This window comes from Paramesorhizobium deserti, from assembly GCF_001558695.1.
GTDB classification, from domain to species: Bacteria; Pseudomonadota; Alphaproteobacteria; order Rhizobiales; family Rhizobiaceae; genus Paramesorhizobium; species Paramesorhizobium deserti.
In genome coordinates this window covers 259,202-285,558 of the sequence record NZ_LNTU01000039.1, presented here as the reverse complement: position 1 = coordinate 285,558, position 26,357 = coordinate 259,202, and the positions used below count along the sequence as shown (strand labels likewise).

The following is a 26,357-nucleotide window of genomic DNA, read 5'->3' as shown; positions in this document are numbered from 1 at the left end:
GCACTGTAAACAGCCTCTTTCTCCCAGAATTCCTGTCAGGATTTGCCTGACCAACAAGCCTGGGAGAGCTTTCATGTCCGCTCATTTCGCACGTCCGGACCGTCATCCTGATATCGACCGCCTGACCGATCGCCGCATGCTGCGCGAACTGGCCTATATCGATGGGCACTGGACAGCAGGGCAGGCAGGCCAGACCTTCGAGGTGCGCGACCCGGCGACGGGTGCGGCCATTGCCTGGGTTGCGCGGCTTGGAGTGGAGCAGACCGATCAGGCCATCGATGCCGCCGCCAGGGCGTTCCCTGGCTGGCGCGATCTTCCGCCGCGCGAGCGCAGCGCCAGGCTTTGCCGCTGGCACGATCTGATTTTGACGGCGAAGGAAGATCTGGCGCTGATCATGACGCTGGAACAGGGCAAGCCGCTCGCCGAATCGCGGGGTGAAATCGACTATGCCGCCTCTTTCATCGAGTGGTACGCGGAAGAGGCGAAGCGGCTTAATGTGGAAAGCGTCACCAGCCATCTGGCCGATGCCGAGATGATGGTCCGCCGCGAGGCGGTGGGTGTGGTCGGTGTGGTCACGCCGTGGAATTTTCCGTCCGCCATGCTGACGCGCAAGGCGGCTGCCGCCCTTGCCGCGGGCTGCACCATCGTCGCCCATCCCTCCTCCGAAACGCCGCTGTCGGCGCTGGCGCTTGCGGAACTGGCCGACCGGGCGGGCATTCCCGCCGGGGTGTTCAACATCGTCACTGGTGATGCCGCGACGATCGTCGGGCGCCTCTGTGAAGACGCCCGCGTCCGCGCCATGAGCTTCACCGGGTCGACCGAGATCGGCCGGCTGATCGCGGCGCAATGCGCGCCGACGGTCAAGAGCCTCGTTATGGAACTCGGCGGCCACGCACCGCTGATCGTCTTTGCCGATGCGGATGTGGAGCGCGCCGTCGATATCGCCATCGGCGCGAAATTCGCCACCTCCGGTCAGGATTGCCTCGCCGCCAACCGCATCTATGTGGAGCGGCCGGTCTATGACGCCTTCTGCAAGGCTTTTGCCGAGAAGATTGCGGCGCTGAAGGTCGCGCCGGGTCTGGAAAGCGACGCGGAGATCGGCCCGCTGATGCACGAGCGCGCCGTCCGCAAGGTGGAGGAGCAGGTGGAGGATGCGCTGAAGCGCGGCTCTCGCTGTCTCACCGGCGGTGGCCGCCACGAGGCCGGGCCGCTCTTCTATCGTCCGACGCTTCTGACCGATGTTCCTGATGATGCGCTGGTCATGCGCGAGGAAACCTTCGGGCCGGTAGCGGCCGTGACGTCATTCGAGACCGAGGAAGAGGTCGTCGTTCGTGCCAATGATACCGAATATGGCCTTGTCGCCTATGTCGTCACCAGGGACGGTGCCCGCATGTTGCGGCTTGGACGGGCGCTCGAATACGGCATGGTGGCCTTCAACCGGGTCAAGATCACCGGCGCGCCCATTCCGTTCGGCGGCGTCAAACAGTCCGGCCTCGGGCGCGAGGGTTCGCGCCACGGCATCGAAGCCTTCACCGAACTCAAATATCTCTGCCTCGACCTGAACTGAAATACGAACTGACAGGAAATCGACATGCTTGACCGCTCGAACGAACTCACCGCCTGGGATCGCGATCATTTCTTCCACCCGTCGACCCACATGGGCATGCATGCGCGTGGTGAAACGCCGACGCGCGTGATCCGCGATGGCGAGGGCGTCCATATCACCGACAGCGCCGGTCGCCGGAGCCTCGATGCATTCGCCGGCCTCTATTGCGTCAATGTCGGCTATGGCCGGCAGGAAATCGCCGAAGCGATCGCCGAGCAGGCGAAAAACCTCGCCTATTACCATGCCTATGTCGGGCACGGCACGGACGCCTCCATCACGCTTGCGAAGATGATCATCGACCGCGCGCCGGAGGGCATGAGCCGCGTCTATTTCGGCCTGTCGGGATCGGATGCCAACGAGACCAACATCAAGCTCATCTGGTATTACAACAACATTCTCGGACGTCCGGAGAAGAAGAAGATCATCTCGCGCTGGCGCGGCTATCACGGCTCCGGCGTCATGACCGGCAGCCTCACCGGCCTCGAGCTCTTCCACAATGCGTTCGATCTGCCGCGCGCGCCGATCCTGCACACCGAAGCGCCCTATTATTTCCGCCGGCCGGATCGCTCGATGAGCGAAGAGCAGTTCTCGCAATATTGCGCCGACAGGCTGGAGGAGATGATCCTGGCCGAGGGCCCGGAAACCGTCGCAGCCTTCATTGGCGAGCCGATTCTCGGCACGGGCGGTATCGTGCCGCCGCCGGCCGGTTATTGGGAGAAGATCCAGGCCGTCCTGAAGAAATACGACATTCTGCTCGTCGCCGATGAGGTCGTAACCGGTTTCGGCCGTCTCGGCACGATGTTCGGCTCGGACCATTACGGTATCAAGCCTGACCTGATCACCATCGCCAAGGGGCTGACCTCGGCCTATGCGCCGCTTTCGGGTACCATCGTCTCCGACAAGGTCTGGCAGGTGCTGGTCAAGGGGTCGGACGAACTCGGCCCCCTCGGCCATGGCTGGACCTATTCGGCGCATCCGATCTGTGCTGCGGCGGGCATCGCCAATCTCGAACTGATCGACAAGCTCGACCTCGTCCGCAATGCCGGCGAGACCGGCGCCTATTTCCGGCGGAGCCTCAGCAACGCGCTGGCGGACCATCCCAATGTAGGCGAAGTGCGCGGCGACGGCATGATGGCGGCGGTGGAATTCGTCGCCGACAAGGACGATCGGGTGTTCTTCGACCCAACGCTGAAGACAGGCCCCAGGATCGCAACGGCGCTGGCGGAGCGCGGCGTCATCGGTCGAGCGATGCCGCAGGGCGATATCCTGGGCTTCGCGCCGCCGCTTTGCCTGACGCGTGAGGAGGCGGATACGGTGGTTTCCGCCACGCTCGACGCCGTCGAGACGGTGCTGCCGCGCGCCTGACACACCGGCAAATAACGATAGAAAATCTGATGGGCCGGGCCTCGAAAGGGACCCGGCTTCTTCTTAATACCTCTCCAGGGGTTGACCCCAACAGGGAATAGCCGGTACTTGGAGTTGTGCCTGTTTTCTTCGCCCGGCATCGCCGTGGCAGAATTTTCACAATAGCCGCGTATAGTCGGCGGGGCATCGGGCAAGCCAGTGGCTTGCCGGAGATGGTGCGATGCGCTTCTCGCGCGCCATCCGTTTCTACCGTTTCGGGTAGAGCTTCCGTTAAAGGCCAGGCGCTCGTCCCATGCTTTGCGGAAGGTTCAGGACAACACTCAGGCGAGACAGGAGGATAGAGCGATTTTCGATCATCATCCCGATAATGAATTCGCACAGGATACAATGGGGGGCCGTATTTCGCTGGCCCGCGAGGCGATGCAGCTCTCGATCGCACAGGCTGCGCGCCGGCTCGGCGTCAAGACATCGAGCTGGAGAGCCTGGGAAACCGACAGCGCCGCGCCACGCGCCAACCGGGTTCCAATGATGGCGGGCATTCTGGGCGTCAGCCCATCATGGTTGCTGGTGGGGAAGGGGCCTGGCCCGTCGGAAGACAATCCGATCAAGCTCGATACGCTGCAGCTCCACTCTCTTCTGCGGGACCTGCGCGTTGCAATGGCGGATGCCGCGTCGGCGCAGCAGCGGGTCCAGGATCTGGTCGGGCAGCTTGAAGTGCTTAACGGCAAGGTCGAACCTGGCGAGAGCGAGCGGGTTTTCTGAAGAAATCCCTATTCGTCCGTTCCTGATGAATAATGCGCCGACTGCAGGCATTGCCAACGCCCGCAGTCGGTGATGGATTGCATCTGCCGCAGTGGGACCGTTCAGATTTTATTCTCTGTGATCTTCTCACCGAGCTTGCGGTGATGTTCCACGGCTTCGCTTTCGCCGAAGTCCTCGAGCTCGAACACCGGGCGGATTTCGAGCTCGCTCGGACCGGGCATTGGATTGGGGCAGCGTTTGGCCCACTCCACCGCCTCGGCCATATCCTTGACCTGCCAGAGCCAGAATCCTGCGACCAGCTCGCTGGTCGCTGCGAACGGCCCGTCGATAACAGCGCGGCTCGAGCCGTCAAAGGCTATGCGCTTGCCGTTTGAAGACGGCTTCAGTCCCTCGCCTGCCAGCATGATGCCGGCATTGATCAGCTCTTCATTGTATTTGCCCATGGCTTCGAGCAGCTCCTCGGAGGGCATCGCGCCCGCTTCACTGTCCTTCGTCGCCTTCACCAGAACCATTACACGCATTGTCTTGTCTCCTTTGTTTGAGGCAGCCTTGCAGGCTCCATGCCTAAATGACGAACGAAGTTGGGCCGAACCGACATCGGCCCGAAACTTTTTGCGCGAAAGGAGAGTGTAGCGTGCAGTAGCGAGTCCGGGATATGGTCGAGCGACTTGAGGCGCTCAACCGCGTGCCATCGAACGTTCAACGAGAGCTTGGCGAGAGTGAGCTTTCTGAAGCAATGCAGCTAATGATCACTGCTCAAGGACAAGCGGGCGGCTGGTTTGGACATCGCCCGCCCAATCCTCTTGTCCGTGGCGCACGCGGACGACGAATATATCGCCGACATGATCAACATGATAGGCGCACACCTTCCTCGGCAATAGCGATAATATCGTCTTCGGCGTGAAGAGAAAGGCGAAAGCCCGCTCTCAGTGGCCACGTGGCTTAGCGGCTCTAGCCAAGGCCGCCGCAAAAAGCTCATCCTTCGACCGGCTGCCCGCCGCTCTCCAGTCCTTCGTCAACAAGGCGCTGCATTGCTGCAATCTTGTCGTTCCGTTCCTGATCTCTTCTGATCAAGTCGCGCACATAATCGCTCGCATTGGCATACCGGCCTGTTTTGGTCTGTGTCTCGACCCAATCTTTCATGAGATCGGGCAAGGATATGTTCATCGTCGCCATGCGACCTCCTTTTGAACAATTATGACATATATTGGCAAAGTTTGTCAAAGAATTGATGCTGTAAGACCTCGCTTGACGCCTGCCTCTCCCCCATGCAATCTATCAGATGTCAGACCAATTTCGGCGGTTCGGGAGCAAGTGGGGACGAGGCTGGACAGCATGAATATCGGCAACACCAGGCCTGATCTGCAGCCATTGCCGCCGGCGGACCGCACGCGCGCCGTGCTCAAGGCGCTTGCCGATTATATCGAACGCTCGAAGCTCAAGGCGGGCGATCGCCTGCCGGCCGAGCGCGAGCTTATGCAGGCCCTTGCCGTCGGCCGCTCGACGGTGCGCGAAGTCATCCGTCAGTTTCAGGCGCTGGGCGTCGTCGAATCCCGCAAGGGCAGCGGAACATATCTCTTGCGCGCCGTTTCCGCCGGCACGGTGCATATGCCGCTGTCGATCGATGCCATGCATCTGCGCGATGCGCTCCTCAAGACGCTTGACGTCCGTCGCGGGCTCGAGGCCGAAGCCGGCGCGCTCGCCGCCATCCGGCGGACCCCGGAAGATTTGGCAACCATCGAGGCGCGGCTGAACGAGATGGAATACGCCCACAACGTGAAAGGCTCTTCGAGCCGCGAGGATCTGGCCTTTCACCTGGCGATCTATGACGCCACGCATAATTCGCTGTTCCCGCAATTGCTGGAGCAGATGCGCGAGGCGTTCGAGCGGTTCTGGGACCGGCCTTTCGATCGGCCGGATTTCGCCCGCCGCTCCTTCCCCTTTCACCGCCAGCTCTACGATGCGATCGCCGCCGGCGACCCCGCCCGAGCGCGCGAAAAGACATTAGCGATCCTGCAGGTCGTTGAGGAAGACATCAAGGACATGGCGAAATGAAAAGCGGCGTCGATATCATCGATCAGGCCTCCCTTATCGTCGCCCATGACGAAGGCAATGCCTTCGAGGCCGTGGTGCCGCCCATCGTTCAGACCTCACTTTTCACCTTCTCGTCCTATGCCGAGATGGAGGCGACCTATCGCGGTGAGAAGGTGCGTCCAACCTATACGCGCGGGCTGAACCCTACGGTCAGGCATTTCGAAGAAATGCTTGCGAAGCTCGAAGGCGGCGAGGATGCGCTCGGTTTCGCCAGTGGCATGGCGGCGATTTCCTCGACCGTGCTTTCCTTCGTTGAGCCCGGCGATCGCATCGTCTGCGTGAAACATTGTTATCCCGACGCCTATCGGCTCTTCGGCACGCTTCTCAAGCGCTACCGTATCGACGTCGCCTATGTGGATGGTCTCGACGAGGAGGCGGTAGCGAAGGCGTTGCCGGGCGCGAAGCTCTTCTATATGGAAAGCCCGACGAGCTGGGTGATGGAAGCCCATGATGTCGGCGCCCTGGCCGCGCTCGCCCGCCGGCATGGTGTGACGAGCGTTATCGACAACAGCTGGGCGAGCCCGATCTTCCAGCAGCCGCTGGCGCTCGGCGCCGACCTGGTGGTCCATTCCGCATCGAAATATCTTGGTGGCCATAGCGATGTGGTCGCGGGCGTCGTCACCGGATCGAGGGAGCTTATCCAGAAGATCAGAAGCATCGCCTATCCCTATCTCGGCGGCAAGCTTTCACCCTTCGATGCCTGGCTCCTGATCCGGGGCCTGCGCACCTTGCCGATGCGCATGAAGGCGCATGAGGCGGCAGCACTCTCCATCGCCCGCCGTCTGGCGGATCATGATGCGGTGGAGACGGTCTGCCATCCCGGCCTCGGCAACCAGCTGCCGCCGGGCCTTTCCGGAACGTCTGGCCTGTTTTCTTTCATTTTCAGGGAAGGCGCCGATATACCCGCCTTCACCAATGCGTTGTCGCTGTTTCAGCTCGGTGTGAGCTGGGGCGGGCATGAGAGCCTGATCGTTCCGGGCCGCATCGTCCTTGCGCAGGCCGCACAGCCCAATTCCGCCGTCGATTTCGGCATCAGCCCGCGGTCGATCCGCCTCCATGTCGGTCTGGAAGGGGCTGACATGCTGTGGAGCGATCTCGAAGGAGCGATAGCGGCTGCCTTGTAACCAGTAGCAAACATCAATCATAAAAAGGGGAGTACGACAATGAAGAAGCTCATAACCGCAATGCTGGCGACAGTGCTCATGTCGGGCGCTGCCTATGCCGAAAACCTCAAGCTGGTGGAGGTCATCACCAGCCCCGAGCGCACCGAGACGCTGAAGAGCCTCGTTGCCAAGTTCGAGGAGGCCAATCCCGGCACGACGGTCGAGATCATCTCGCTGCCCTGGGGCGAGGCTTTCGAAAAGTTCGCCACCATGGTTTCGGCGGGCGAAACGCCGGATGTCATGGAAATGCCCGACACCTGGCTGTCGCTCTACGCCAACAACGGTGCTCTGGAAAACCTCGAACCCTATCTGGAAAAATGGGAACATACGTCCGGCCTGACCAGCCGTGCGCTGGAGCTGGGCCGCGCGGTCGAAGACAAGGCCTATATGCTGCCTTACGGCTTCTATCTGCGCGCGCTTTTCTATAACAAGAAGCTCTTCGCCGAGGCAGGCGTTTCCGAGCCGCCGAAGACGCTCGATGAATTCGTCGAGGTCGCGAAGAAGGTTTCTGCGTTGCCGGGCAAATCAGGCTATTGCATGCGCGGCGGTCCGGGCGGCCTCAACGGTTGGGTGATGTTCGGCGCGGCCAATGCGGGATCAAACGAGTTCTTCAAGTCGGACGGCACCTCTACCTTTGCCGATCCGGGCTGGGTCAAGGGCCTGACCTGGATGGTCGATCTCTACAAGAACGGCTACGCGCCGAAAGACAGTGTCAATTGGGGCTTCAACGAAATCGTCGCGGGCTTTTATTCCGGCACCTGCGCCATGCTTGACCAGGACCCCGACGCGCTGATCGCAATCGCACAGCGCATGAAGCCTGAGGATTACGGCGTCGTGCCGATGCCGAAAGGCCCGGCGGGCAAGGCCTTCCCGACGATCGGCTACGCCGGCTGGTCGATGTTTGCCTCAAGCGAGCACAAGGATCTCGCCTGGAAGCTGATCGCAACGCTCGAAGGTCCGGAAGGCAATATCGAGTGGAACAAGCGGACGGGCGCGCTGCCGGTTCATACCTCCGCAGAGAAGGATCCGTTCTATGCCGGCGAGCAGTTCAAAGGCTGGTTCGAGGAACTCGCCGACCCGAACGCGGTGCCGACCGTGATGCCGACCTATCTGGAAGAATTCGCTTTCTTCAAGGATTCGCTCGTCATCAAGACCAGCCAACAGGCGATGCTCGGCGAGATCACGCCGGAGGATCTGGCCAAGGAGTGGGCCGACTACATGACGGCGGCACAGAAGAAGTTCCTGGCGAAGTAATTCCGCGCTCGCAGCCGCCCCCTCACCGGTTCGCTGCGCTCACCACCTCTCCCCAAGGGGGAGAGGAGATGCAGTAGCGCTGTTTGCACCCTCTTCTCCACTCGGGGAGAAGGTGGCCCGAAGGGTCGGATGAGGGGCCTTGGCGCCATACGCGGTGGTCCCAAGGAGAGAGACGTGTTTGTGGAAAAGGCAAGATGATTTCATGAGCGTGACCGTTGCACACGCACACCCGGAGCACCGGCCGGTGCTCGACCGGCTGGGGCGTGTTCTCGAACCCTATCTCTACACCGCCCCCGCCGTCATCCTGATCGTGGCGGTGATGCTGGTGCCGCTGGTCCTCGGCATTTCCTATGCCTTCCGCGATATCCGCCTGTTGAACCCGTTCTCAGGCGGCTTCGTCGGGCTCGAGCATTTCCAGGCGCTCGCCAAGGACCGCGCCTTTCTCGGCGCCTTGAAGAATACGTTGTGGTGGACCGGCGCCTCCGTCTTCCTGCAATTCGTCCTGGGGCTGATCCTGGCATTGCTGCTCGACAAGCCGTTCCGGGGGCGGGGGTTGGCGCAGGCGCTCGTCTTCCTGCCCTGGGCGGTGCCGAGCTTTCTTTCCGGCCTCAACTGGGCCTGGCTGTTCAACCCGGTGGTCGGGCCGATCCCGCATTGGCTCACCGCCCTCGGCCTGATGGGTGAACCGTCGAACATTCTTTCCGATCCGAACCTTGCCATGTGGGGGCCGATCATTGCCAATGTCTGGTGGGGCATTCCGTTCTTCGCCATCACCATGCTCGCCGCCCTGCAGGCGATCCCGCGCGATCTCTACGAGGCCGCCGCGATCGACGGCGCCAACGGCTTCCAGCGCTTCCTCTCGATCACGCTGCCGTTCCTCGCGCCGACCATGGCGATCACCATTCTCCTGCGCACGGTCTGGATATCGAATTTCGCCGATCTCATTATCGTCATGACCAATGGCGGCCCCGCCGACCGCACGCAGATCGTGGCGAGCTACATCTTCACACAGGCCTTCCGCAGGCTCGATTTCGGCTATGCCTCGGCGATCGCACTGGTCCTCCTTATCCTGCTGCTCGTCTATTCCATGCTGATCGTGCTTCTGCGCCAAGCCATGCTGAGGAGGGGCTAAACTGATGCGAAAGAAACGCCTTGGGCTCACAATAGCGCACCGGCTGGCGATCCTCGCCTATATCGTCGTCGCGCTTTTTCCCCTGTTCTGGCTTCTGAAAGTGTCGGTCACGCCGAACGAGCTTCTCTATTCGGAAGGCGTGAGGCTCTGGCCGTCGAGCACCACCTTCCAGCATTTCAGCTTCGTTCTCGTTCACAGTGATTTTCCCAGGTTTTTCAAGAACAGCGTCATCGTCTCTGGCGGAACCGCCATCATCGTGACGATCCTTGCGTCCCTTGCCGGTTATGCGCTGTCGCGCTTCACCTTCAGGGCGAAGTACTGGATCGTGGCGCTCATGCTTTTGACGCAGATGTTCCCGCTGGTCATGCTGGTGGCGCCGATTTTCAAGATGCTGTCGCCGCTGGGGCTCACCAACAGCCTGACGGGGCTCATCATCGTCTATGTCGCCTTCAACGTGCCGTTCGCGACCTTCCTGATGCAGTCCTTCTTCGACGGCATCCCGAAGGATCTGGAGGAGGCGGCGATGATCGACGGCGCGACGCGCTTCATGGCTTTCCGGCAGATCATCCTGCCGCTGACCTTGCCCGGCATCGCGGCGACGCTCGGCTTCGTCTTCACCGCGGCATGGAGCGAGTTGCTCTTCGCGCTGATGCTGATCTCCGGCAATCAGGCGGCGACGTTCCCGGTGGGGCTGTTGTCCTTCGTCTCGAAATTTTCGGTCGATTTTGGTCAGATGATGGCCGCGGGCGTCTTGGCGCTCATCCCGGCCTGTCTCTTCTTCCTTCTCATCCAGCGCTATCTCGTGCAGGGCCTCACCGCTGGCGCAGTAAAAGGCTGACTTCCATGGCATCCATCCATATCGAAGATATCCGCAAGGCCTATGGCGATTTCCACGTGCTTCATGGCGTCGATCTCGATATCGCCGATGGCGAGTTTGTCGTTCTCGTCGGCCCTTCCGGCTGTGGAAAATCGACGCTGCTGCGCATGATCGCTGGGCTCGAGGAGGTGACATCGGGCACCATCCGCATCGATGGACGCCGGGTCAACGATCTCGACCCAAAGGACCGCGACATCGCCATGGTGTTCCAGTCATATGCGCTTTATCCGCACATGTCGGTCAAGGACAATATGAGCTACAGTCTGCGCCTGCGCAAAGCCGCGAAGGAGAAGATCGCGGGCGCGGTGAACGGGGCGGCCGGCAAGCTCGGTCTCGAACCGTTCATGCAGCGCCGCCCGCGCGCGCTTTCCGGCGGCCAGCGCCAGCGTGTGGCCATGGGCCGCGCCATCGTGCGCCAGCCCAAGGCGTTCCTTTTCGATGAGCCCTTGTCCAATCTCGATGCACGCCTGCGCGAGCACATGCGCGCCGAAATCAAGAAACTGCACAAGGAACTGGGCGCTACCTCCGTCTATGTCACCCATGACCAGATCGAGGCAATGACGCTCGCCGACCGGATCGTTGCGATGAATGGCGGCGTCATCCAGCAGGTGGGAAGCCCGCTCGATCTCTATGACCGGCCGGCCAATCTCTTCGTCGCGGGCTTCATCGGATCGCCGGCGATGAATGTTTTCGAGGCGCGCTACCGCCACGCAGGTGATGCGGCGGAGGCGGTGCTTGGCGACGGAACCACCATCCGGCTTGCGCGGGCCTATCCCGTTGCCGAGGGCGCCCGCATCACCATCGGCATCCGTCCGGAGCATGTCATCGTGGGCGAAAATGGTAGGGGTATCCCGGCGGTGGTGGAACTCGTCGAGCCGACCGGCTTCGGCACGATCCTGCATCTGCGGCTCGATGGCGTGCATATCAAGGCCTTTTCGCTCGAACGCCAGGCGCCCGCGAGCGGAGCGGCGGTCGATATTCGCTTCGCACCCGACCGCCTGCATGTCTTTGACGAGAATGGCGCCCGTATCGAAGCCGGAAAGGCGCCATAGCTCAAGCCGTTTCAGCGGTTCTCTCGGGTGTGCCACAGCCGGAGCACGTAGACGGTCATCCCCTGAATTTCGTAACGCATCTCGTAATGGCCGACGAGCAGCCGCCTGACCTCACGCGGCTGGAACTCGAAGAGCTGTTCGCCAATGCGCGGGTTGGCCAATAGGACGGCCGGGGCTTTTGTCAGTGCCTGCACGACGCGAGCAGCAGCCGGTTTGTTCACAGGAGCCAGGAAGTCGTATAGGCGTGCCAGATCGGAGAGCGCCTTGCTGGTCCATTTCAGCTCCATCAGCGAGGCAGCGGGAGCGGGTCGTCGGTGCTCAGGCTATCCGCCCAGGCTTGTACGGCCTGCTGATCGATGACATTGCTAGAATCCACATCGGCGAGGGCCTCGCGGGTTAGTCGTTCCCGCTCTTCCTCCTGTGCAAGCCAGGCCGACAGCGCCTGCTTCATGATCCAGCCGCGTGAGCGCTCCAGCCGTTCAGCCATCTGATCGACCTTATCGGCCAGCGGAAGCGGGATATGGGCGGTCAGAACCTTGGTTCCTGTCTGTGCCATCGATCGGGCCTTCGATTTTGATTTACTTCTAATCATGGTGATTAAATCGAAATCGGTCAAGCGAATGGCGTTTTTGAATCCTAAAGGGAAGCCATTCAAAATTGCAAGTAGCACAAAAATTATGCATAACGAAATTTGCAAATTGTTTTAGCAATATTGCATTGCGAAAACACATGACCTGCGGCATGAATGCGCCATGACGCATAGCGACCTGACCATTCTGGTGATCGACGAGAACGCCATCCGGTCCTCAATAATCGAGGAAGGGTTGCGGCAGGCCGGTCATGGCAATGTTACCGTCATTCATGATGCCCAAGGGGTAGGGCGCATCATCGAAAATCTTCGCCCCGATGTCATCGTCATCGATCTGGAAAACCCCAATCGCGACATGCTGGAAAGCATGTTCCAGCTTTCCCGCTCCGTCAAACGGCCCATCGCCATGTTCGTCGACCGATCCGATCAGAGCATGATCGAGGCGGCGGTGGAGGCCGGCGTCTCGGCCTATATCGTCGACGGACTCAGGCAGGAGCGCGTCAAGCCGATCCTCGACATGGCGATCAGCCGTTTCAACGCCTTCTCGAAAATGGCGCGTGAACTGGAGGAGGCGCGCAGCGAACTGGAGAACCGCAAGATCATCGACCGTGCCAAGGGCATCCTGATGAAATCGAAGGGCCTGAGCGAGGAGGAGGCCTATCGCCTCTTGCGCAAGACGGCCATGAACCAGAACCGCAAGATCGGCGAGATCGCGCAAAGCCTCGTGATGGCCGCCGGCCTGCTGGAGAAATGACGATGATGGATGGTGCTGAAATCTCCGTCGGCTTCCTGCCGCTTCTCGACAGCGCGATCCTCATTGCGGCTGCTGAAAAGGGCTTTGCCCGTGATGAGCGCATCGAGATGAAGCTGGTGCGCGAGACATCTTGGGCCAATATACGCGACCGGGTGGCGGTCGGCCATTTCCAGGCCGCCCATATGCTGGCGCCGATGCCGATCGCCTCCAATCTTGGCCTTTCGCCGCTCTCCGTCCCGATGGTCGCGCCGATGGCGCTGGGTCTTGGCGGCAATGCCGTGACCGTTTCCGTGCCCCTCTACGAGGAGATGGCGGCGCATGGAATGACCGGCGATCTCGATCCGGCGGATGCCGGGCGGGCGCTCAAGGCGGTGATCGCGGCGCGCGGCGGGGCGGAGCGGTTGCGCATCGCGGTGGTGCATCCCTTCTCCGGGCATAATTACGAATTGCGCTATTGGCTCGCCGCCTGCGGGATCGATCCCGAACGTGACGCCGAGATCATCGTCGTGCCGCCGCCGCTGATGCCGGATGCGCTCGCCTCGGGCAATATCGATATGTGCTGCGTTGGCGAGCCGTGGAATAGCGTCGCCGTCAGCCAGGGAGGCGGCCGCATCATCACAGTCAAGGCGAGGATCTGGCGCAACAGTCCGGAAAAGGTGTTGGGCGTGACGGCACGTTGGGCGGATGCCAATCCCGACGTACTCGATGCTTTGCTGCGGGCGCTTTATCGTGCGGCCGAATGGTGTGGCCGATCGGAAAACGCGGAGGAATTGGCGGCCGTCTTGTCACGCCCGCATTGGCTGGATGTCGATGCGAAGCTTCTTCTCGGCTGCCTGACCGGTGCGTTGGCCACCCGGCCCGATCGCATCGTGCAGGTCGATGATTTCTTCGTCAGGCATGAAAAGGCCGCGACCTTCCCCTGGCAGAGCCATGCGCTATGGTTCTACAGCCAGATGGTGCGCTGGGGTCAGAGCCGGCATTCGCCGCAGAATGCGGAAATCGCGCGCGATTCCTACCGGCCGGATATCTATCGCCGCGCGCTCAAGCCTCTTCCGACGCCGCTTCCGGGTGCCAATCTCAAGGTGGAGGGCGCGCTTTCCAGGCCGCAGCATGTCGGCGCATCGAAGGCCGGGCTGGTGCTGGGTCCCGACGGCTTCTTCGATGGCCGCATCTTCGATCCCGACGCGATTGACGCCTATATCGCCGGCCAAAACCAGCATCGCGGAAAATAAGCGCATTTTTCTGCGCTGCACAAAAATTGGGCCGAGCGCGAAAATTTAGGCTGCTATGGGGTTAGCTGGTTTTGGGCTCCGCTCCTGCGGATACGGATTAAGTAACTGATAACACTGAACTAAAAATTCCATTTTGAAATTGGCACGATTCGTGCTTGTTTATTTTCAAGTCCGGAGGGGACTCACATATAGAAACGTCCAATGAAGGGCGTTCAAAGGCAAAGCTGCCAAAACGACGATCGTTGCCCGTTCGGGCGCGACTGCTCGTTTGGCAGCTTTTTCTGTTTGTGGGCCTCTTTTCCGGAAATGCGGACGCACGTGCAAAAGGCTGGGAATGCCGAAAGCACGATGGGGAACAAAGAACACGATCTGGCAAAGGAGGCCGGAAACATGGTGCCTGGAAGACGATTGAAATGCTCCCTCGCGATGGCGGCCCTGCTTCTCGGCATGGCAGCAGGCAGCGCTCATGCCGAGATGCTCGATGTCGAAAAGGACGAGTTGAAATTCGGCTTCATCAAGCTCACCGACATGGCGCCGCTGGCAATCGCCTATGAGAAGGGCTATTTCGAGGATGAGGGACTGTTCGTCACGCTGGAGCCGCAGGCCAACTGGAAGGTGCTGCTCGACCGGGTGATCACCGGCGAGCTCGATGGCGCCCATATGCTGGCCGGCCAGCCGCTGGCGGCCACCATCGGCTTCGGCACCAAGGCCCATATCGTCACTCCCTTTTCCATGGATCTGAACGGCAACGGCATCACCGTCTCCAATGCCGTCTGGGAGATGATGAAGCCGAACATTCCGCACGATGCCGACGGCAAGCCCGAGCATCCGATCAAGGCAGATACGCTTCAGCCGGTCATCGCGAAGTACAAGGCCGAGGGAAAGCCGTTCAATCTCGGCATGGTGTTCCCCGTCTCCACCCATAATTACGAGCTGCGCTACTGGCTTGCCTCCGGCGGCATCAACCCCGGCTATTATTCGCCGAGCGACGTCTCCGGTCAGATCAAGGCCGACGCGCTCCTCTCCGTCACGCCGCCGCCGCAGATGCCGGCGACGCTGGAGGCCGGAACCATCGACGGCTACAGTGTCGGCGAGCCGTGGAACCAGGCCGCCGTCTTCAAGGGCATCGGCGTTCCCGTCATCACCGATTACGAGATCTGGAAGAACAATCCGGAGAAGGTTTTCGGCCTCACCAGGGAATTCACCGAGAAATATCCCAACACCACGCTGGCGCTCACCAAGGCGCTGATCCGCGCCGCGATCTGGCTCGACGAGAACAACAACGCAAATCGGCCGGAGGCGGTGGAGATCCTGTCGAAGCCCGAATATGTCGGCGCCGACGCGGAGGTGATCGCCAATTCCATGACCGGCACCTTCGAATATGAGAAGGGCGACAAGCGCGAAGTGCCTGATTTCAACGTCTTCTTCCGCCATTTCGCGACCTATCCCTATTATTCCGACGCCATCTGGTACCTGACGCAGATGCGCCGCTGGGGGCAGATCCCGGAGCACAAGGACGATGCCTGGTATGCGGAGACGGCGAAGTCGGTCTACCTGCCCGATATCTATCTGAAAGCTGCCCGGATGCTGGTCGACGAGGGCCAGGCCAGGGAGGAAGACTTCCCCTGGGATGCCGACGGCTACAAGGCGGCGACATCCGATTTCATCGACGGCGTCGCCTATGACGGCCGCCAGCCCAACGCATACATCGATACCCTCGAGATCGGCCTGAAAGGCGACCAGAAAATCGAAGGCGCGGATGTCGTCGGCGGCTGACCCGGTCGGCCGCCGAAACGAGATCGCATTGCAAGGAACAGCGACATGACCAATGCCACCGACATCATCAGCCAGGACAGCGCGGTGCGCGCTGCCCGCCGGGAGGCGCTCCTGCAGCGGATCAACCGGGTCGCCGTCTGGCTGAACGCCTTCGGCCTCGGCTGGCTCGCGCCCATCCTGCGGATCCTTGCCGGCGACAACGCGTCCGAGCAATTCGCCGAGCTGAAGAAGGTGCTGTTCATCCCGCTGGCGGGCATTCTGGCCTTCCTTCTTGCGTGGGGCGTTCTGGCGCCGCGCGTGCAGACGTCGCTCGGGGCCATTCCCGGCCCCGTCGCGGTCGCCGAGCAGGCGCATGTGCTTTGGAACGATCATCTGGCGGAGCGGGCGAAGGCGGCCGCCTTCTACGAACGGCAGGATGCGCGCAATGCCAAGCTCGTCGCCGAGGGAAAAGCCGACCAGGTGAAGGAGCGCGTCTATACGGGGCGGCCCACCTATATCGACCAGATCCTCACCTCGCTTCTCACCGTCGGCCTCGGTTTCGTGATCGCCACGGCAATCGCCGTGCCGCTCGGCATCGCATCGGGCCTTTCCAGGACCTTCAACGGCGCTATCAACCCGCTGATCCAGATCTTCAAGCCGGTTTCGCCGCTCGCGTGGCTGCCGATCGTCACCATGATCATCTCGGCACTTTATACGAACCCATCGGAAATGCTGCCGAAATCGCTGGTCATCTCCGCCGTCACGGTCACGCTCTGCTCGCTCTGGCCGACGCTGATCAACACAGCTCTCGGCGTCGCCTCGATCGACAAGGATCTCGTCAATGTCGGCAAGGTGCTGCAGCTTTCCACGGCGACGACGGTCCGCAAGCTGGTGCTACCTTCCGCTCTGCCGCTGATCTTCACCGGCCTGCGCCTGTCGCTCGGCGTCGGCTGGATGGTGCTGATCGCCGCTGAAATGCTGGCGCAGAATCCGGGGCTCGGCAAGTTCGTCTGGGACGAGTTTCAAAACGGTTCCGCCGCTTCGCTGGCCCGCATCATGGTGGCGGTGCTCACCATCGGCATCATCGGCTTCATGCTGGACCGCGTCATGTACGCGCTGCAGCAGGCCTTCACCTTCTCTTCGAACCGGTAGGAGCTCGGGATGCCCATTCTCGAAGCGAGCGGCGTCTGCAAGTCCTTCGGTGCTGGGGAAAGCCGCAACGATGTGCTGGCAGACGTCAATCTGAAGGTGGAGGAGGGCGAGTTCGTCGCCATCGTCGGCTTCTCCGGTTCCGGAAAGTCGACGCTGATCTCCCTGCTGGCCGGACTTTCCCGGCCGGATAGCGGCGGGGTTCTCTTCAGGAACCGGGAAGTAACGGAGCCTGAACCGCAGCGCGGCGTCGTCTTCCAGTCCTATGCGCTGATGCCGTGGCTGACCGTCAGGGGTAACGTGGCGCTCGCCGTCGACAGCGTTCACAAGGACAAGCCGAAGGACGAACGGCGGGAGATCGTCAGGAAATATATCGACATGGTGGGGCTTGCCCACGCGGTCGACCGCAAGCCGGCGGAGCTTTCCGGCGGTATGCGCCAGCGCGTGTCGGTCGCCAGGGCGCTTGCCATGCAGCCGGAGGTGCTCCTGCTCGACGAGCCGCTTTCCGCGCTCGATGCGCTGACGCGTTCCAAGCTCCAGGACGAATTCGCCGAGATCTGCCAGAAGGAGAAAAGAACGATCGTCCTCATCACCAACGATGTCGATGAAGCGATCTTGCTTGCCGACCGCATCATTCCGCTGACGCCGGGACCGATGGCGACGCTGGGGCAAAGCTTCAAGGTCGATATCCCGCGTCCGCGCGATCGCGGCGCGCTCAATTCCGATCCAGAGTTCATCCGCATCCGCGCCGAGGTGACGGCCTATCTGATGGATCTGGGAGCAAGCCGCGCCAGCGAGAACCAGCGGCAGATCGACCTGCCGAACGTCGTGCCGATCACCCAGAAGCCGCGGCCCGAAAAGCTGCCGGCGGCTTACGCGCGCAAGGCCAGCTCGGCGGTGGAGAAGGGCTATGTCGAGTTCTTCGAGGTCAGCAAGGTCTATCCGACGCCGAAGGGGCCGCTGACGGTCGTCGATGGCTTCGACATGAAGATGACGAAGGGCGAGTTCATCTCCATCATCGGTCATTCGGGCTGCGGCAAGTCCACGGTTCTCTCGATGGTCGCGGGCCTCAATCCGATCACGTCGGGCGGCATCATCCTCGACAATCGCGAGGTGAGCGGCGCCGGTCCCGACCGCGCCGTCGTCTTCCAGGCGCCGTCGCTGATGCCCTGGCTCACCGCTCGCGAGAATGTCGCGCTCGGCGTCGACAAGGTCTATCCCGATGCATCGCCGGCCGAGCGAAAGGATATCGTCGAATATTATCTCTCGCGGGTCGGTCTTGGCGACGCCATGCACCGGCTCGCCGCCGATCTCTCCAACGGCATGAAGCAGCGTGTCGGCATCGCCCGCGCCTTCGCGCTCTCGCCCAAGCTCCTGCTGCTCGACGAGCCCTTCGGCATGCTGGACTCGCTCACCCGCTGGGAGCTGCAGGAAGTGCTGATGGATGTCTGGAAGCGCACCCAGGTGACGGCGATCTGCGTCACCCACGATGTCGACGAGGCGATCCTTCTCGCTGACCGCGTGGTGATGATGTCGAACGGGCCGAATGCCCGGATCGGCAACATCATGGAGGTGGACCTGCCGCGGCCGAGGACGCGCAAGGAACTGCTCGCCCACCCGGATTACTACGCCTATCGCGAGGAACTACTCGACTTTTTGGAAGCCTATGAAGGCGGCGCCAATCCCGATGAGGATCAGCTTCGCTCGATCCAGGAAAAGCGCCTTGCACGCATTGCCCGCCAGAAGGCGGTCCGCACCGAAGCGGCGGAATAGGAGGAAATGATAATGGCAAAACAGAAACTCGTCGTCGTCGGTGCCGGCATGGCTTCGGGCCGCATGCTGGAACATCTTTTCGAGGCCGCACCCGATGCCTTCGACGTCACGCTCTTTGGAGCCGAGCCGCGCGGAAACTATAACCGCATCATGCTTTCGCCCGTGCTTGCCGGCGAGAAGACCTATGGTGAGATCGTCACGCACGATGCCGCATGGTATGCCGAACAGGGCGTCAACTGCCGCTTCGGCGAGACGGTCACGAAGATCGACCGGAAGGGCAAGTTCGTCGTCACCGCCAAGGGGGAGACGCCCTATGACAAGCTGGTGGTGGCGACCGGCTCGGCGCCCTTCATCATTCCCGTTGCCGGCAAGGACCTGCCCGGCGTGCGCGCCTTCCGCGACCTCGATGATGTCGAGGCCATGGTGGCGGCTGCCGGCAAGCCGAACGCCAAGGCAGTGGTGATCGGTGGCGGGCTTCTCGGCCTCGAAGCGGCGGCTGCGCTGCGGCTGCGCGGCATGGAGGTGGTCGTCCTTCATCTGATGGGCCACCTGATGGAGCGCCAGCTTGACCCGGCGGCTGGTTATCTCCTCCAGAAGGAACTCGAGAGCCGCGGCATCAGGGTCCATTGCAAGGCGCAGACCAAGGCCATTCTTGGCACCGACCATGTGGAAGCCGTGCTCCTCGATGACGGCACGACCTATCCCGCTGACCTCGTGGTCATGGCGGTCGGCATCCGCCCGGAAGTGCGCATCGCCAATGACGCGGGCCTGCATGTCGAGCGTGGCATCGTCGTCAACGACCAGATGGTTGCCTCCGATCCCGATATCCTTGCCGTCGGTGAGTGTGTCGAGCATGAGAACATCTGCTACGGCCTCGTCGCGCCGCTCTATGACATGGCCAAGGTGGTGGCGAAGACGCTTGTCAAGGAAGACGCCGCCTTCCGCCCGGTGGAGACTGCGACACAGCTTAAAGTTACGGGTGTAAGCCTTTATTCCGCCGGCGATTTCGCCGAGGCGCCAGACCGCGAGGAGATCGTGCTGCGCGATGCGAGCGCCGGCATCTACAAGCGACTGGTACTGAAGGAGAACCGCATCCTCGGCGCGGTGCTTTACGGCGAGACCGGGGACGGCGCCTGGTTCTTCGATATGCTGCGCAAGGGCACCGACGTAAAGGAAATGCGTGAGACGCTTATCTTCGGCCAGGCCTATCAGGGAGGATCCCCCCTGGACCCTATGGCGGCCGTTGCAGCCTTGCCGGATGATGCGGAAATCTGCGGCTGCAACGGCGTATGCAAGGGAAAGATCGTCGGCACGATCAACGAGAGAGGGCTGACCTCGCTCGATGACGTGCGGGCTCACACCAAGGCGTCGGCCTCCTGCGGCTCCTGCACCGGCCTGGTCGAGCAGCTGATGACGCTGACCCTGGGCGACAAATATAATCCCGCCGCCGTCCAGCCGATGTGCGGCTGCACCGATCTTGGCCACGACGATGTGCGCCGTCTGATCAAGGCGAAGGGATTGAAGACCATCCCCGCCGTCATGCAGGAGCTGGAATGGAAGACCTCCTGCGGCTGCGCCAAGTGCCGGCCGGCGCTCAACTATTATCTCGTCTGCGACTGGCCGGATGAATATGCCGACGATTACCAGTCGCGCTATATCAACGAGCGCGTCCATGCCAATATCCAGAAGGATGGTACCTATTCCGTCGTGCCGCGCATGTGGGGCGGGGTGACCAGTTCGAAGGAACTGCGCGCCATCGCCGATGTGGTCGACAAGTTCAACGTGCCCATGGTCAAGGTGACGGGCGGCCAGCGCATCGACCTGCTCGGCATCGAGAAGGAGGATTTGCCGGCTGTGTGGGCCGATCTCGGCCAGGCCGGCTTCGTCTCCGGTCAGGCCTACGCCAAGGGCCTCAGGACAGTGAAGACTTGCGTCGGTTCCGACTGGTGCCGCTTCGGCACGCAGGATTCGACCGGCCTCGGCATCCGCATCGAGAAGTTCATGTGGGGTTCGTGGACGCCGGCGAAGCTGAAGATGGCGGTTTCCGGCTGTCCGCGCAATTGCGCCGAGGCGACCTGCAAGGACATCGGTGTTATCTGCGTCGATTCCGGTTTCGAGATCCACTTCGCGGGTGCCGCCGGTCTCGACATCAAGGGAACCGAGGTCCTCGGCCTGGTGAAGACCGAGGATCAGGCGCTCGAACACATCGTTGCGCTGACGCAGATGTACCGCGAGCAGGCCCGCTATCTCGAGCGCATCTACAAATGGGCCAAGCGCGTTGGGCTCGACGAGATCCGCCGTCAGATCATGGATGATGCCGAAAAGCGCAAGGCCTATTTCGACCGCTTCGTCTTCTCCCAGAAATTCGCCCAGGTCGATCCCTGGTCCGAGCGCGTCTCGGGCAAGGACAAGCACGAGTTCAACCCGATGGCGACGGTGGAATACCGCCAGGCGGCGGAGTGAGGGAGATGGACATGAACTGGATCGAAATCGGCACCCTTTCCGACATTCCGCTGCGCGGCGCACGTTGTGTGAAGACGCCGCAGGGCAAGATCGCGGTGTTCCGCACGGCGGAGAACGACGTCTTCGCGATCGAGGATCATTGTCCCCACAAGGGCGGACCGCTCAGCCAGGGCATCGTCCATGGCCGCGCCGTCACCTGTCCGCTGCACAATTGGGTGATCTCGCTGGAGAGCGGCAAGGCGCTCGGCGCCGACGAGGGCGAGGTGCGGACGATCCCCGTGAAGAACGAGGGCGGCAAGCTCTTCATCGCGCTGGAACGCCTGATGCTCGCGGCGGCGGAATAGCGAAACCGCTGATCGCTGGATCATTCCAACAACAAGGAAACGGCAATGTCTTATGTTCAACCCCAGGACTTCGTGACCAAGATGATCGATGCCGGCGAGGCGAAGGTTTTCATGTCGACGCGAGATACCCTGATCCGCGCCTTCATGGCCGGTGCGATCCTGGCGCTCGCCGCCGCCTTCGCTGTCACGATCAATGTCCAGACGGGCCAGCCGCTCGCCGGCGCCATCCTCTTTCCGGTCGGCTTCTGCCTTCTCTATCTCATGGGCTTCGATCTCCTGACCGGCGTCTTCACCCTCGTGCCACTCGCGCTGATCGACAAGCGTCCGGGCGTGACGCTCGGCGGGGTTCTGCGCAATTGGGGCCTGGTCTTCACCGGCAATTTCGCCGGCGCGCTGATCGTCGCGCTGATGATGGCGATCACCTTCACCTTCGGCTTCAGCGTGGAGCCGAACGAGGTCGGCCAGAAGATCGGCCATATCGGCGAGGGTCGCACGCTCGGTTATGCCGAACATGGCGCCGCCGGGATGCTGACGCTCTTCATCCGCGGCGTGCTCTGCAACTGGATGGTGTCGACCGGCGTTGTCGCCGCGATGATGTCGACCTCCGTTTCCGGCAAGGTCATCGGCATGTGGATGCCGATCATGCTGTTTTTCTACATGGGCTTCGAGCATTCGATCGTGAACATGTTCCTGTTCCCTTCGGGCCTGATGCTCGGCGGCAATTTCTCCATCATGGATTATCTGATCTGGAACGAAATCCCGACGGTGATCGGCAATCTCGTCGGCGGCCTCAGCTTCGTCGGCCTGACGCTTTACGTAACGCATGGGCGCACCGGCGCCAAGCGCGCCGCGCCTTCTGGCCGGATCATCGATCCCGCCGGCGTTCCCGCGGAGTAAGCCCGTGGCGCTCGAGCTCTTGGGAGGAGAAGTGCCGGCAGGTGGGCCGGGGGAAACGTCCACCCGGACCACCTGCCCCTATTGCGGCGTCGGCTGCGGCGTGATCGCCACCTTGGCGGATGACGGGGGCCTCAGCGTCCGGGGCGACCCGGATCACCCCGCCAATTACGGCCGGCTCTGCTCCAAGGGCTCGGCGCTGGCCGAGACGATCGATCTCGACGGACGGCTGCTTTACCCGGAAATTGCCGGCCGGCGTGCCGGCTGGGATGAGGCACTTGAGCTGATGGCGCGGAAATTTTCCGAGACCATTGCCGAGCACGGGCCCGATGCGGTGGCCTTCTATGTCTCCGGCCAGATTCTGACGGAGGATTATTACGTCGCCAACAAGCTGATGAAGGGGTTCATCGGCTCGGCCAATATCGACACCAATTCGCGGCTCTGCATGGCTTCCTCCGTCGCCGGGCACAGGCGCGCCTTCGGCGCGGATACCGTGCCGGGCGTCTATGAAGATCTGGAGCAGGCCGATCTGGTGATCCTGACCGGCTCCAACCTCGCCTGGTGTCATCCGGTTCTTTATCAGCGTCTCGCCGCGGCGAAAGCGGCACGCCCTGAGATGAAGGTCGTCGTCATCGATCCGCGCCGCACCATGACCTGCGACATCGCCGACATGCATCTCGCCGTCCGCCCGGACGGAGATGTCGCCCTCTTCAACGGTCTCTTGGTGCATCTCGCCCACAGCCAGGCGGTGAACGCTGAATTCATCGGCGACCATACCAATGGTTTCGCGGACGCTCTGGCAGCGGCGCGAGCGAACGAGGCGGATATTTCATCCCTCACCGGCCTTTCGGATGGGGAGATCGAAGACTTCTACGGGGTGTTCGAGGCCACGGACAAGGTGGTCACTTGCTACAGCCAGGGGGTAAATCAGTCCTCTTCGGGCACCGACAAGGTCAACGCCATCATCAATTGCCATCTGGCGACGGGCCGCATCGGCCGGCCGGGCATGGGGCCGTTTTCGCTGACCGGCCAGCCCAATGCCATGGGCGGGCGCGAGGTCGGCGGCCTCGCCAACATGCTCGCCGCCCATATGGAAATCGAGAAGCCCGAGCACCGCGAGCGTGTGCAGCGCTTCTGGAACGCGCCCGTTATCGCCGACAAGCCGGGCCTCAAGGCGGTCGACATGTTCAAGGCCGTGGCTGATGGACGGATCAAGGCGCTCTGGATCATGGGCACCAACCCCGTGGTGTCGATGCCGGACGCGGATGCGGTTGCGGATGCTATCCGTAACTGCCCGTTCGTTGTCGTCTCCGACATCATGCACGACACCGACACCACGCAATATGCGCATGTTCTTTTGCCGGCCGCCGGCTGGGGCGAAAAGGACGGTACGGTGACGAATTCCGAGAGGCGGATTTCTAGGCAACGGCCGTTCCTAGCTCATCCCGGTGAGGCGCGACCCGACTGGCGCATCATCTGCGATGTGGCGATGCGGATGGGTTTCGGTGAGGCGTTTGCCTTCCAGAGCCCGGCGGAGATATTTGCCGAACATGCGGCGTTGTCGGCATTCGAGAACGAGGGTGAGCGGGATTTCGATATCGGGGATTACGCAGGAATTTCCGGGCCTGCCTATGATGCATTGCAACCCTTCCAATGGCCGGCGCCAGTGCGAGGCACCCCCCTCTGGCCTGCCGGCCATCTCCCCTTCAAGGGGGGAGATTACGGTGTCATCGAGGTTCGGCATCAGTCGCAGACGCTGAAGGATGAAAAGGGAGGACCGTATCATCTGATCTACCCCCTTGAGGGGGAGATGGCCGGCAGGGCAGAGGGGGGTAACTTCCGCTTCTTCGCCGATGGCCGCTTCTACCATCCCGATCGCAAGGCGCGGTTCATCGCCGTCCAATCGGCGGTGACGGAGCGCGTCAATACTGCGTACCCGCTGGTACTCAACACCGGCCGCATTCGCGATCAGTGGCACACCATGACGCGGACGGCCAAGAGCGCCCGGCTGTCGGCCCATCTCGCCGAGCCCTTCGCCGAGATCAATCCGGCGGATGCGGAAGCGCTTGGCATCGCCGACGCCACGCTGGTGCGCGTCGCCAGCCTGCACGGCAAGGTGGTCGTCCGCGCGCTGATCACGGCGCGGCAACCGCGCGGTTCGGTTTTCGTGCCGATGCACTGGACCGATCAATTCGCCTCCAACGGACGCGTCGACGCGCTGGTGCCCTCCGTCACCGATCCCACATCCGGCCAGCCGGCGCTGAAGCACGTGGCGGTCTCGGTCGAGCCTTATGAGGTCCGTTCCTACGGCTTTGCCGTATCGGCGGACCGTCCGCTGCCCGATGGGGCGGATTATTTCGCCTTCGCCAGGGTCGGGCACGGTTTCCGCATGGAATGCGCCTTTGCCGAGGCACCGGAGAGCTGGGAAACATGGTGTCGGAGAACCTGGCGGCTGCCGGACGATCTGGAGGCGCTCGCCTATTTCGACCGGGAGACCGGCGACAGCCGCATCGCCTTCTTCGACGGGGAAAGACTGGTGCTCGCCTTTTATGTGGCCCGCCGGCCTGTGGCCGTCTCGCGCACATGGGCCGTGGCGCAGCTTGGCGCCACGCATGGCGAGGCGCGGCGTCGCATCGCGGTGATGGCCGGGCGGCCTGGTGCCGACCAGCCGGATATCGGCGCCATCGTTTGCTCATGCTTTTCCGTCGGCATCAACCAGATCGCCGCCGCCATCGATGGCGGTTGCGGCTCGGTGGACGCAATCGGTGCGGCGCTCAAGGCCGGGACCAATTGCGGATCATGCCGCTCCGAAATCAGGGAGATACTGGATGCGTGTCATCGAAAACACCAGGTTCAGGCGGCGGAATAAGGCGACGGAGGACGCAGCCAGGATCGCGCCTCTCTCGGTTCTTCCGCTGTTCATCTCGCTGAAGGGAAAGCGGGCGCTGGTCGCCGGCGGCTCGGCGGCAGCGGCCTGGAAGGCAGAGCTGCTGGTGATGAGCGGCGCGACGGTGGAAGTCCACGCGCCGGACGACGATCTCCGCGAGGAAATGCATGCGCTTCTGGCGGCGCACGGGCCTAAAAGGCTCCTGCATCGTAACTCTTCCTGGCAGGGCGCCGACTGGCCGGTCTTCGCCTTTGCCATCGCGGATGCGGAGAGCGAGGAGGAGGCGGAGGCTTTCGCCGGTACGGCGCGTGCGGCCGGCGTTCCGTTCAACATCATCGACAAGCCCGCTTATTGCCAGTTCCAGTTCGGCTCGATCGTCAGCCGCTCTCCGGTGGTCGTTAGCATTTCGACCGACGGCGCGGCCCCCATCCTGGCGCAGGCGATCCGCCGCCGGATCGAGGCCATGCTGCCGCAATCCCTGTCCGCCTGGACCGATCTGGCGCAGCGCCTGCGCATGGCGGTGGTGGAGCGGTTGGCGCCGGGCGAGGGCAGGCGGCAGTTCTGGGAGCGTTTCGTCGATCGGGCTTTTGCCGCGGATGAAGCACCTTCCCTGCGGGACGAGCGCTCTTTCCTGCGGGAATTGTCATCCGGAAGAGGCGGCGTGGAACCGGCGCAAGCGACGGTTATCGAGGTGAGGTCGCACGACGCGGAGCTTCTGCCACTCAAGGCGGTGAGGGCGCTGCAGGCAGCCGAAATCATCCTGTACGACGAGGATATTTCCGGGGATATCCTGCAGCTCGCCCGCCGTGAAGCGAAGCGGATTGCAACGTCCGGCGCTTCGCAGCATGCCGTGGCAATGGCTCAAGAGGGCAAGCGGTTGGTCTGGCTCAAATCCGGTGATTTCGGATCGGCGCATGAAGCGACCCTGCATCTGCAGCGGGCAGGCATGGCGGTCGGTTTCATTCCGGGTATCGCAGCTGTGCCGGTGGACGGGCCCTGCATTGTTGCAAACGCGCGGTTTTAGGGCATTTCAAGTTGAAGCAGACGACGTAAGCTCCATATCTCGACCGTCTCCTGCAAAAAGGCTTTGCACAGTCAGAGCTGCATCGTATTCATGGTCCTGCAGGTATGGTTCTTAGAGCGTGATGCCAACGACATTGCCTTGTCCATATTTGTGGAGATTGCCGAGGCGCTTCATTTGCGTCGACAGTG

The 26,357-nt window shown here is 62.1% G+C and carries 22 protein-coding genes and 1 pseudogene; 19 read left to right on the top strand and 4 right to left on the bottom strand.

The genetic code is table 11. The features are described from left to right. The first annotated feature begins 73 nt into the window (after positions 1-73). The 3 genes from ATN84_RS23895 (at position 74) to ATN84_RS23885 (ending at position 3,733) form a co-directional block, all read left to right on the top strand. Positions 74-1,567: an NAD-dependent succinate-semialdehyde dehydrogenase gene (locus ATN84_RS23895; protein WP_068885000.1), complete on the top strand. Its 1,494-nt coding sequence runs from the start codon at positions 74-76 to the stop codon at positions 1,565-1,567. A 24-nt stretch (positions 1,568-1,591) separates the two neighbouring features. Next, positions 1,592-2,971 (top strand): aspartate aminotransferase family protein, encoded by a 1,380-nt coding sequence (locus ATN84_RS23890; protein ID WP_068884999.1) that lies wholly within the window; start codon positions 1,592-1,594, stop codon positions 2,969-2,971. Between the two features lie 387 nt (positions 2,972-3,358). Beyond that, complete coding sequence (locus ATN84_RS23885; protein ID WP_068884998.1) at positions 3,359-3,733, top strand: helix-turn-helix domain-containing protein; 375 nt, start codon at positions 3,359-3,361, stop codon at positions 3,731-3,733. A gap of 101 nt (positions 3,734-3,834) precedes the next feature. Here the strand turns inward: ATN84_RS23885 and ATN84_RS23880 are convergent, their stop codons facing one another. Beyond that, a complete protein-coding gene (locus tag ATN84_RS23880; RefSeq protein ID WP_068884997.1) occupies positions 3,835-4,254 on the bottom strand; it encodes a YciI family protein in 420 nt (139 codons plus the stop codon). Between the two features lie 405 nt (positions 4,255-4,659). Beyond that, positions 4,660-4,909, bottom strand: a pseudogene (locus ATN84_RS23875) (type II toxin-antitoxin system ParD family antitoxin). 159 nt (positions 4,910-5,068) lie between these two features. Between ATN84_RS23875 and ATN84_RS23870 the strand changes: the two are divergent. From ATN84_RS23870 to ATN84_RS23845, 6 genes are all read left to right on the top strand, one after another. Beyond that, entirely contained in the window at positions 5,069-5,788 is a 720-nt protein-coding gene (locus tag ATN84_RS23870; protein WP_068884996.1) for a FadR/GntR family transcriptional regulator, read from the top strand. After that, the gene (locus ATN84_RS23865; protein ID WP_068884995.1) at positions 5,785-6,951 is read left to right on the top strand and encodes a PLP-dependent transferase; all 1,167 of its coding nucleotides are present in this window, start codon (positions 5,785-5,787) and stop codon (positions 6,949-6,951) included. Before ATN84_RS23870 ends, ATN84_RS23865 begins: the two co-directional genes overlap by 4 nt. Before the next feature lie 39 nt (positions 6,952-6,990). Beyond that, positions 6,991-8,244 carry an ABC transporter substrate-binding protein gene (locus tag ATN84_RS23860; protein WP_068884994.1) on the top strand — a complete coding sequence of 418 codons (1,254 nt, stop codon included), beginning with the start codon at positions 6,991-6,993 and terminating at the stop codon, positions 8,242-8,244. Positions 8,245-8,446: 202 nt separating this feature from the next. Beyond that, positions 8,447-9,376 (top strand): carbohydrate ABC transporter permease, encoded by a 930-nt coding sequence (locus tag ATN84_RS23855; RefSeq protein ID WP_068884993.1) that lies wholly within the window; start codon positions 8,447-8,449, stop codon positions 9,374-9,376. A gap of 4 nt (positions 9,377-9,380) precedes the next feature. Beyond that, positions 9,381-10,214 (top strand): carbohydrate ABC transporter permease, encoded by an 834-nt coding sequence (locus ATN84_RS23850; RefSeq protein ID WP_068884992.1) that lies wholly within the window; start codon positions 9,381-9,383, stop codon positions 10,212-10,214. 5 nt (positions 10,215-10,219) lie between these two features. Then, positions 10,220-11,305, top strand: a complete 1,086-nt coding sequence (locus tag ATN84_RS23845) for an ABC transporter ATP-binding protein (RefSeq protein ID WP_068884991.1) — start codon at positions 10,220-10,222, stop codon at positions 11,303-11,305. Positions 11,306-11,316: 11 nt separating this feature from the next. On the opposite strand, the gene ATN84_RS23840 is transcribed toward ATN84_RS23845, so the two are convergent. Together ATN84_RS23840 and ATN84_RS23835 are read right to left on the bottom strand one after the other, a co-directional pair. Further along, on the bottom strand, positions 11,317-11,592 hold the full coding sequence (locus ATN84_RS23840) for a type II toxin-antitoxin system RelE/ParE family toxin (protein ID WP_068884990.1): 276 nt from the start codon (positions 11,590-11,592) through the stop codon (positions 11,317-11,319). Beyond that, positions 11,592-11,861 carry a CopG family ribbon-helix-helix protein gene (locus ATN84_RS23835; protein ID WP_068884989.1) on the bottom strand — a complete coding sequence of 90 codons (270 nt, stop codon included), beginning with the start codon at positions 11,859-11,861 and terminating at the stop codon, positions 11,592-11,594. The genes ATN84_RS23840 and ATN84_RS23835 overlap by 1 nt, the downstream gene beginning before the upstream one ends. Positions 11,862-12,057: 196 nt before the next feature. Here ATN84_RS23835 and ATN84_RS23830 point away from each other — a divergent pair, with 196 nt between their 5' ends. From ATN84_RS23830 to ATN84_RS23785, 10 genes are all read left to right on the top strand, one after another. Then, on the top strand, positions 12,058-12,648 hold the full coding sequence (locus ATN84_RS23830; protein ID WP_068884988.1) for an ANTAR domain-containing response regulator: 591 nt from the start codon (positions 12,058-12,060) through the stop codon (positions 12,646-12,648). Next, positions 12,645-13,880, top strand: a complete 1,236-nt coding sequence (locus ATN84_RS23825; RefSeq protein WP_425287444.1) for a CmpA/NrtA family ABC transporter substrate-binding protein — start codon at positions 12,645-12,647, stop codon at positions 13,878-13,880. Before ATN84_RS23830 ends, ATN84_RS23825 begins: the two co-directional genes overlap by 4 nt. 426 nt (positions 13,881-14,306) lie before the next feature. Continuing rightward, on the top strand, positions 14,307-15,656 hold the full coding sequence (locus ATN84_RS23820) for a CmpA/NrtA family ABC transporter substrate-binding protein (protein WP_068884986.1): 1,350 nt from the start codon (positions 14,307-14,309) through the stop codon (positions 15,654-15,656). A gap of 45 nt (positions 15,657-15,701) precedes the next feature. Further along, positions 15,702-16,787: an ABC transporter permease gene (locus ATN84_RS23815; protein ID WP_068884985.1), complete on the top strand. Its 1,086-nt coding sequence runs from the start codon at positions 15,702-15,704 to the stop codon at positions 16,785-16,787. 9 nt (positions 16,788-16,796) lie between these two features. Next, positions 16,797-18,557 (top strand): ABC transporter ATP-binding protein, encoded by a 1,761-nt coding sequence (locus ATN84_RS23810; RefSeq protein WP_068884984.1) that lies wholly within the window; start codon positions 16,797-16,799, stop codon positions 18,555-18,557. 12 nt (positions 18,558-18,569) lie between these two features. Then, a complete protein-coding gene (nirB, locus tag ATN84_RS23805) occupies positions 18,570-21,020 on the top strand; it encodes a nitrite reductase large subunit NirB (RefSeq protein ID WP_068884983.1) in 2,451 nt (816 codons plus the stop codon). Between the two features lie 5 nt (positions 21,021-21,025). Then, entirely contained in the window at positions 21,026-21,364 is a 339-nt protein-coding gene (nirD, locus tag ATN84_RS23800; protein ID WP_082766462.1) for a nitrite reductase small subunit NirD, read from the top strand. Between the two features lie 45 nt (positions 21,365-21,409). Continuing rightward, positions 21,410-22,261: a formate/nitrite transporter family protein gene (locus ATN84_RS23795; RefSeq protein WP_068884981.1), complete on the top strand. Its 852-nt coding sequence runs from the start codon at positions 21,410-21,412 to the stop codon at positions 22,259-22,261. A gap of 4 nt (positions 22,262-22,265) precedes the next feature. Then, the gene (locus tag ATN84_RS23790) at positions 22,266-25,127 is read left to right on the top strand and encodes a nitrate reductase (protein ID WP_244491191.1); all 2,862 of its coding nucleotides are present in this window, start codon (positions 22,266-22,268) and stop codon (positions 25,125-25,127) included. Then, a complete protein-coding gene (locus ATN84_RS23785; protein WP_068884980.1) occupies positions 25,087-26,169 on the top strand; it encodes an NAD(P)-dependent oxidoreductase in 1,083 nt (360 codons plus the stop codon). The genes ATN84_RS23790 and ATN84_RS23785 overlap by 41 nt, the downstream gene beginning before the upstream one ends. The last annotated feature ends 188 nt before the right edge of the window (positions 26,170-26,357 follow it).

What these genes read in the sequence shown, in the direction of transcription:
- nirD (WP_082766462.1), top strand. Translation starts at nt 21,026, where the DNA reads ATGGACATGAACTGGATCGAAATCGGCACCCTTTCCGACATTCCGCTG.
- ATN84_RS23865 (WP_068884995.1), top strand. Translation starts at nt 5,785, where the DNA reads ATGAAAAGCGGCGTCGATATCATCGATCAGGCCTCCCTTATCGTCGCC.
- ATN84_RS23830 (WP_068884988.1), top strand. Translation starts at nt 12,058, where the DNA reads ATGACGCATAGCGACCTGACCATTCTGGTGATCGACGAGAACGCCATC.
- ATN84_RS23850 (WP_068884992.1), top strand. Translation starts at nt 9,381, where the DNA reads ATGCGAAAGAAACGCCTTGGGCTCACAATAGCGCACCGGCTGGCGATC.
- ATN84_RS23825 (WP_425287444.1), top strand. Translation starts at nt 12,645, where the DNA reads ATGACGATGATGGATGGTGCTGAAATCTCCGTCGGCTTCCTGCCGCTT.
- ATN84_RS23840 (WP_068884990.1), bottom strand. Translation starts at nt 11,592, where the DNA reads ATGGAGCTGAAATGGACCAGCAAGGCGCTCTCCGATCTGGCACGCCTA.
- ATN84_RS23855 (WP_068884993.1), top strand. Translation starts at nt 8,447, where the DNA reads ATGAGCGTGACCGTTGCACACGCACACCCGGAGCACCGGCCGGTGCTC.
- ATN84_RS23795 (WP_068884981.1), top strand. Translation starts at nt 21,410, where the DNA reads ATGTCTTATGTTCAACCCCAGGACTTCGTGACCAAGATGATCGATGCC.
- nirB (WP_068884983.1), top strand. Translation starts at nt 18,570, where the DNA reads ATGGCAAAACAGAAACTCGTCGTCGTCGGTGCCGGCATGGCTTCGGGC.
- ATN84_RS23870 (WP_068884996.1), top strand. Translation starts at nt 5,069, where the DNA reads ATGAATATCGGCAACACCAGGCCTGATCTGCAGCCATTGCCGCCGGCG.
- ATN84_RS23895 (WP_068885000.1), top strand. Translation starts at nt 74, where the DNA reads ATGTCCGCTCATTTCGCACGTCCGGACCGTCATCCTGATATCGACCGC.
- ATN84_RS23860 (WP_068884994.1), top strand. Translation starts at nt 6,991, where the DNA reads ATGAAGAAGCTCATAACCGCAATGCTGGCGACAGTGCTCATGTCGGGC.
- ATN84_RS23845 (WP_068884991.1), top strand. Translation starts at nt 10,220, where the DNA reads ATGGCATCCATCCATATCGAAGATATCCGCAAGGCCTATGGCGATTTC.
- ATN84_RS23880 (WP_068884997.1), bottom strand. Translation starts at nt 4,254, where the DNA reads ATGCGTGTAATGGTTCTGGTGAAGGCGACGAAGGACAGTGAAGCGGGC.
- ATN84_RS23820 (WP_068884986.1), top strand. Translation starts at nt 14,307, where the DNA reads ATGGCGGCCCTGCTTCTCGGCATGGCAGCAGGCAGCGCTCATGCCGAG.
- ATN84_RS23835 (WP_068884989.1), bottom strand. Translation starts at nt 11,861, where the DNA reads ATGGCACAGACAGGAACCAAGGTTCTGACCGCCCATATCCCGCTTCCG.
- ATN84_RS23785 (WP_068884980.1), top strand. Translation starts at nt 25,087, where the DNA reads ATGCGTGTCATCGAAAACACCAGGTTCAGGCGGCGGAATAAGGCGACG.
- ATN84_RS23810 (WP_068884984.1), top strand. Translation starts at nt 16,797, where the DNA reads ATGCCCATTCTCGAAGCGAGCGGCGTCTGCAAGTCCTTCGGTGCTGGG.
- ATN84_RS23885 (WP_068884998.1), top strand. Translation starts at nt 3,359, where the DNA reads ATGGGGGGCCGTATTTCGCTGGCCCGCGAGGCGATGCAGCTCTCGATC.
- ATN84_RS23815 (WP_068884985.1), top strand. Translation starts at nt 15,702, where the DNA reads ATGACCAATGCCACCGACATCATCAGCCAGGACAGCGCGGTGCGCGCT.
- ATN84_RS23890 (WP_068884999.1), top strand. Translation starts at nt 1,592, where the DNA reads ATGCTTGACCGCTCGAACGAACTCACCGCCTGGGATCGCGATCATTTC.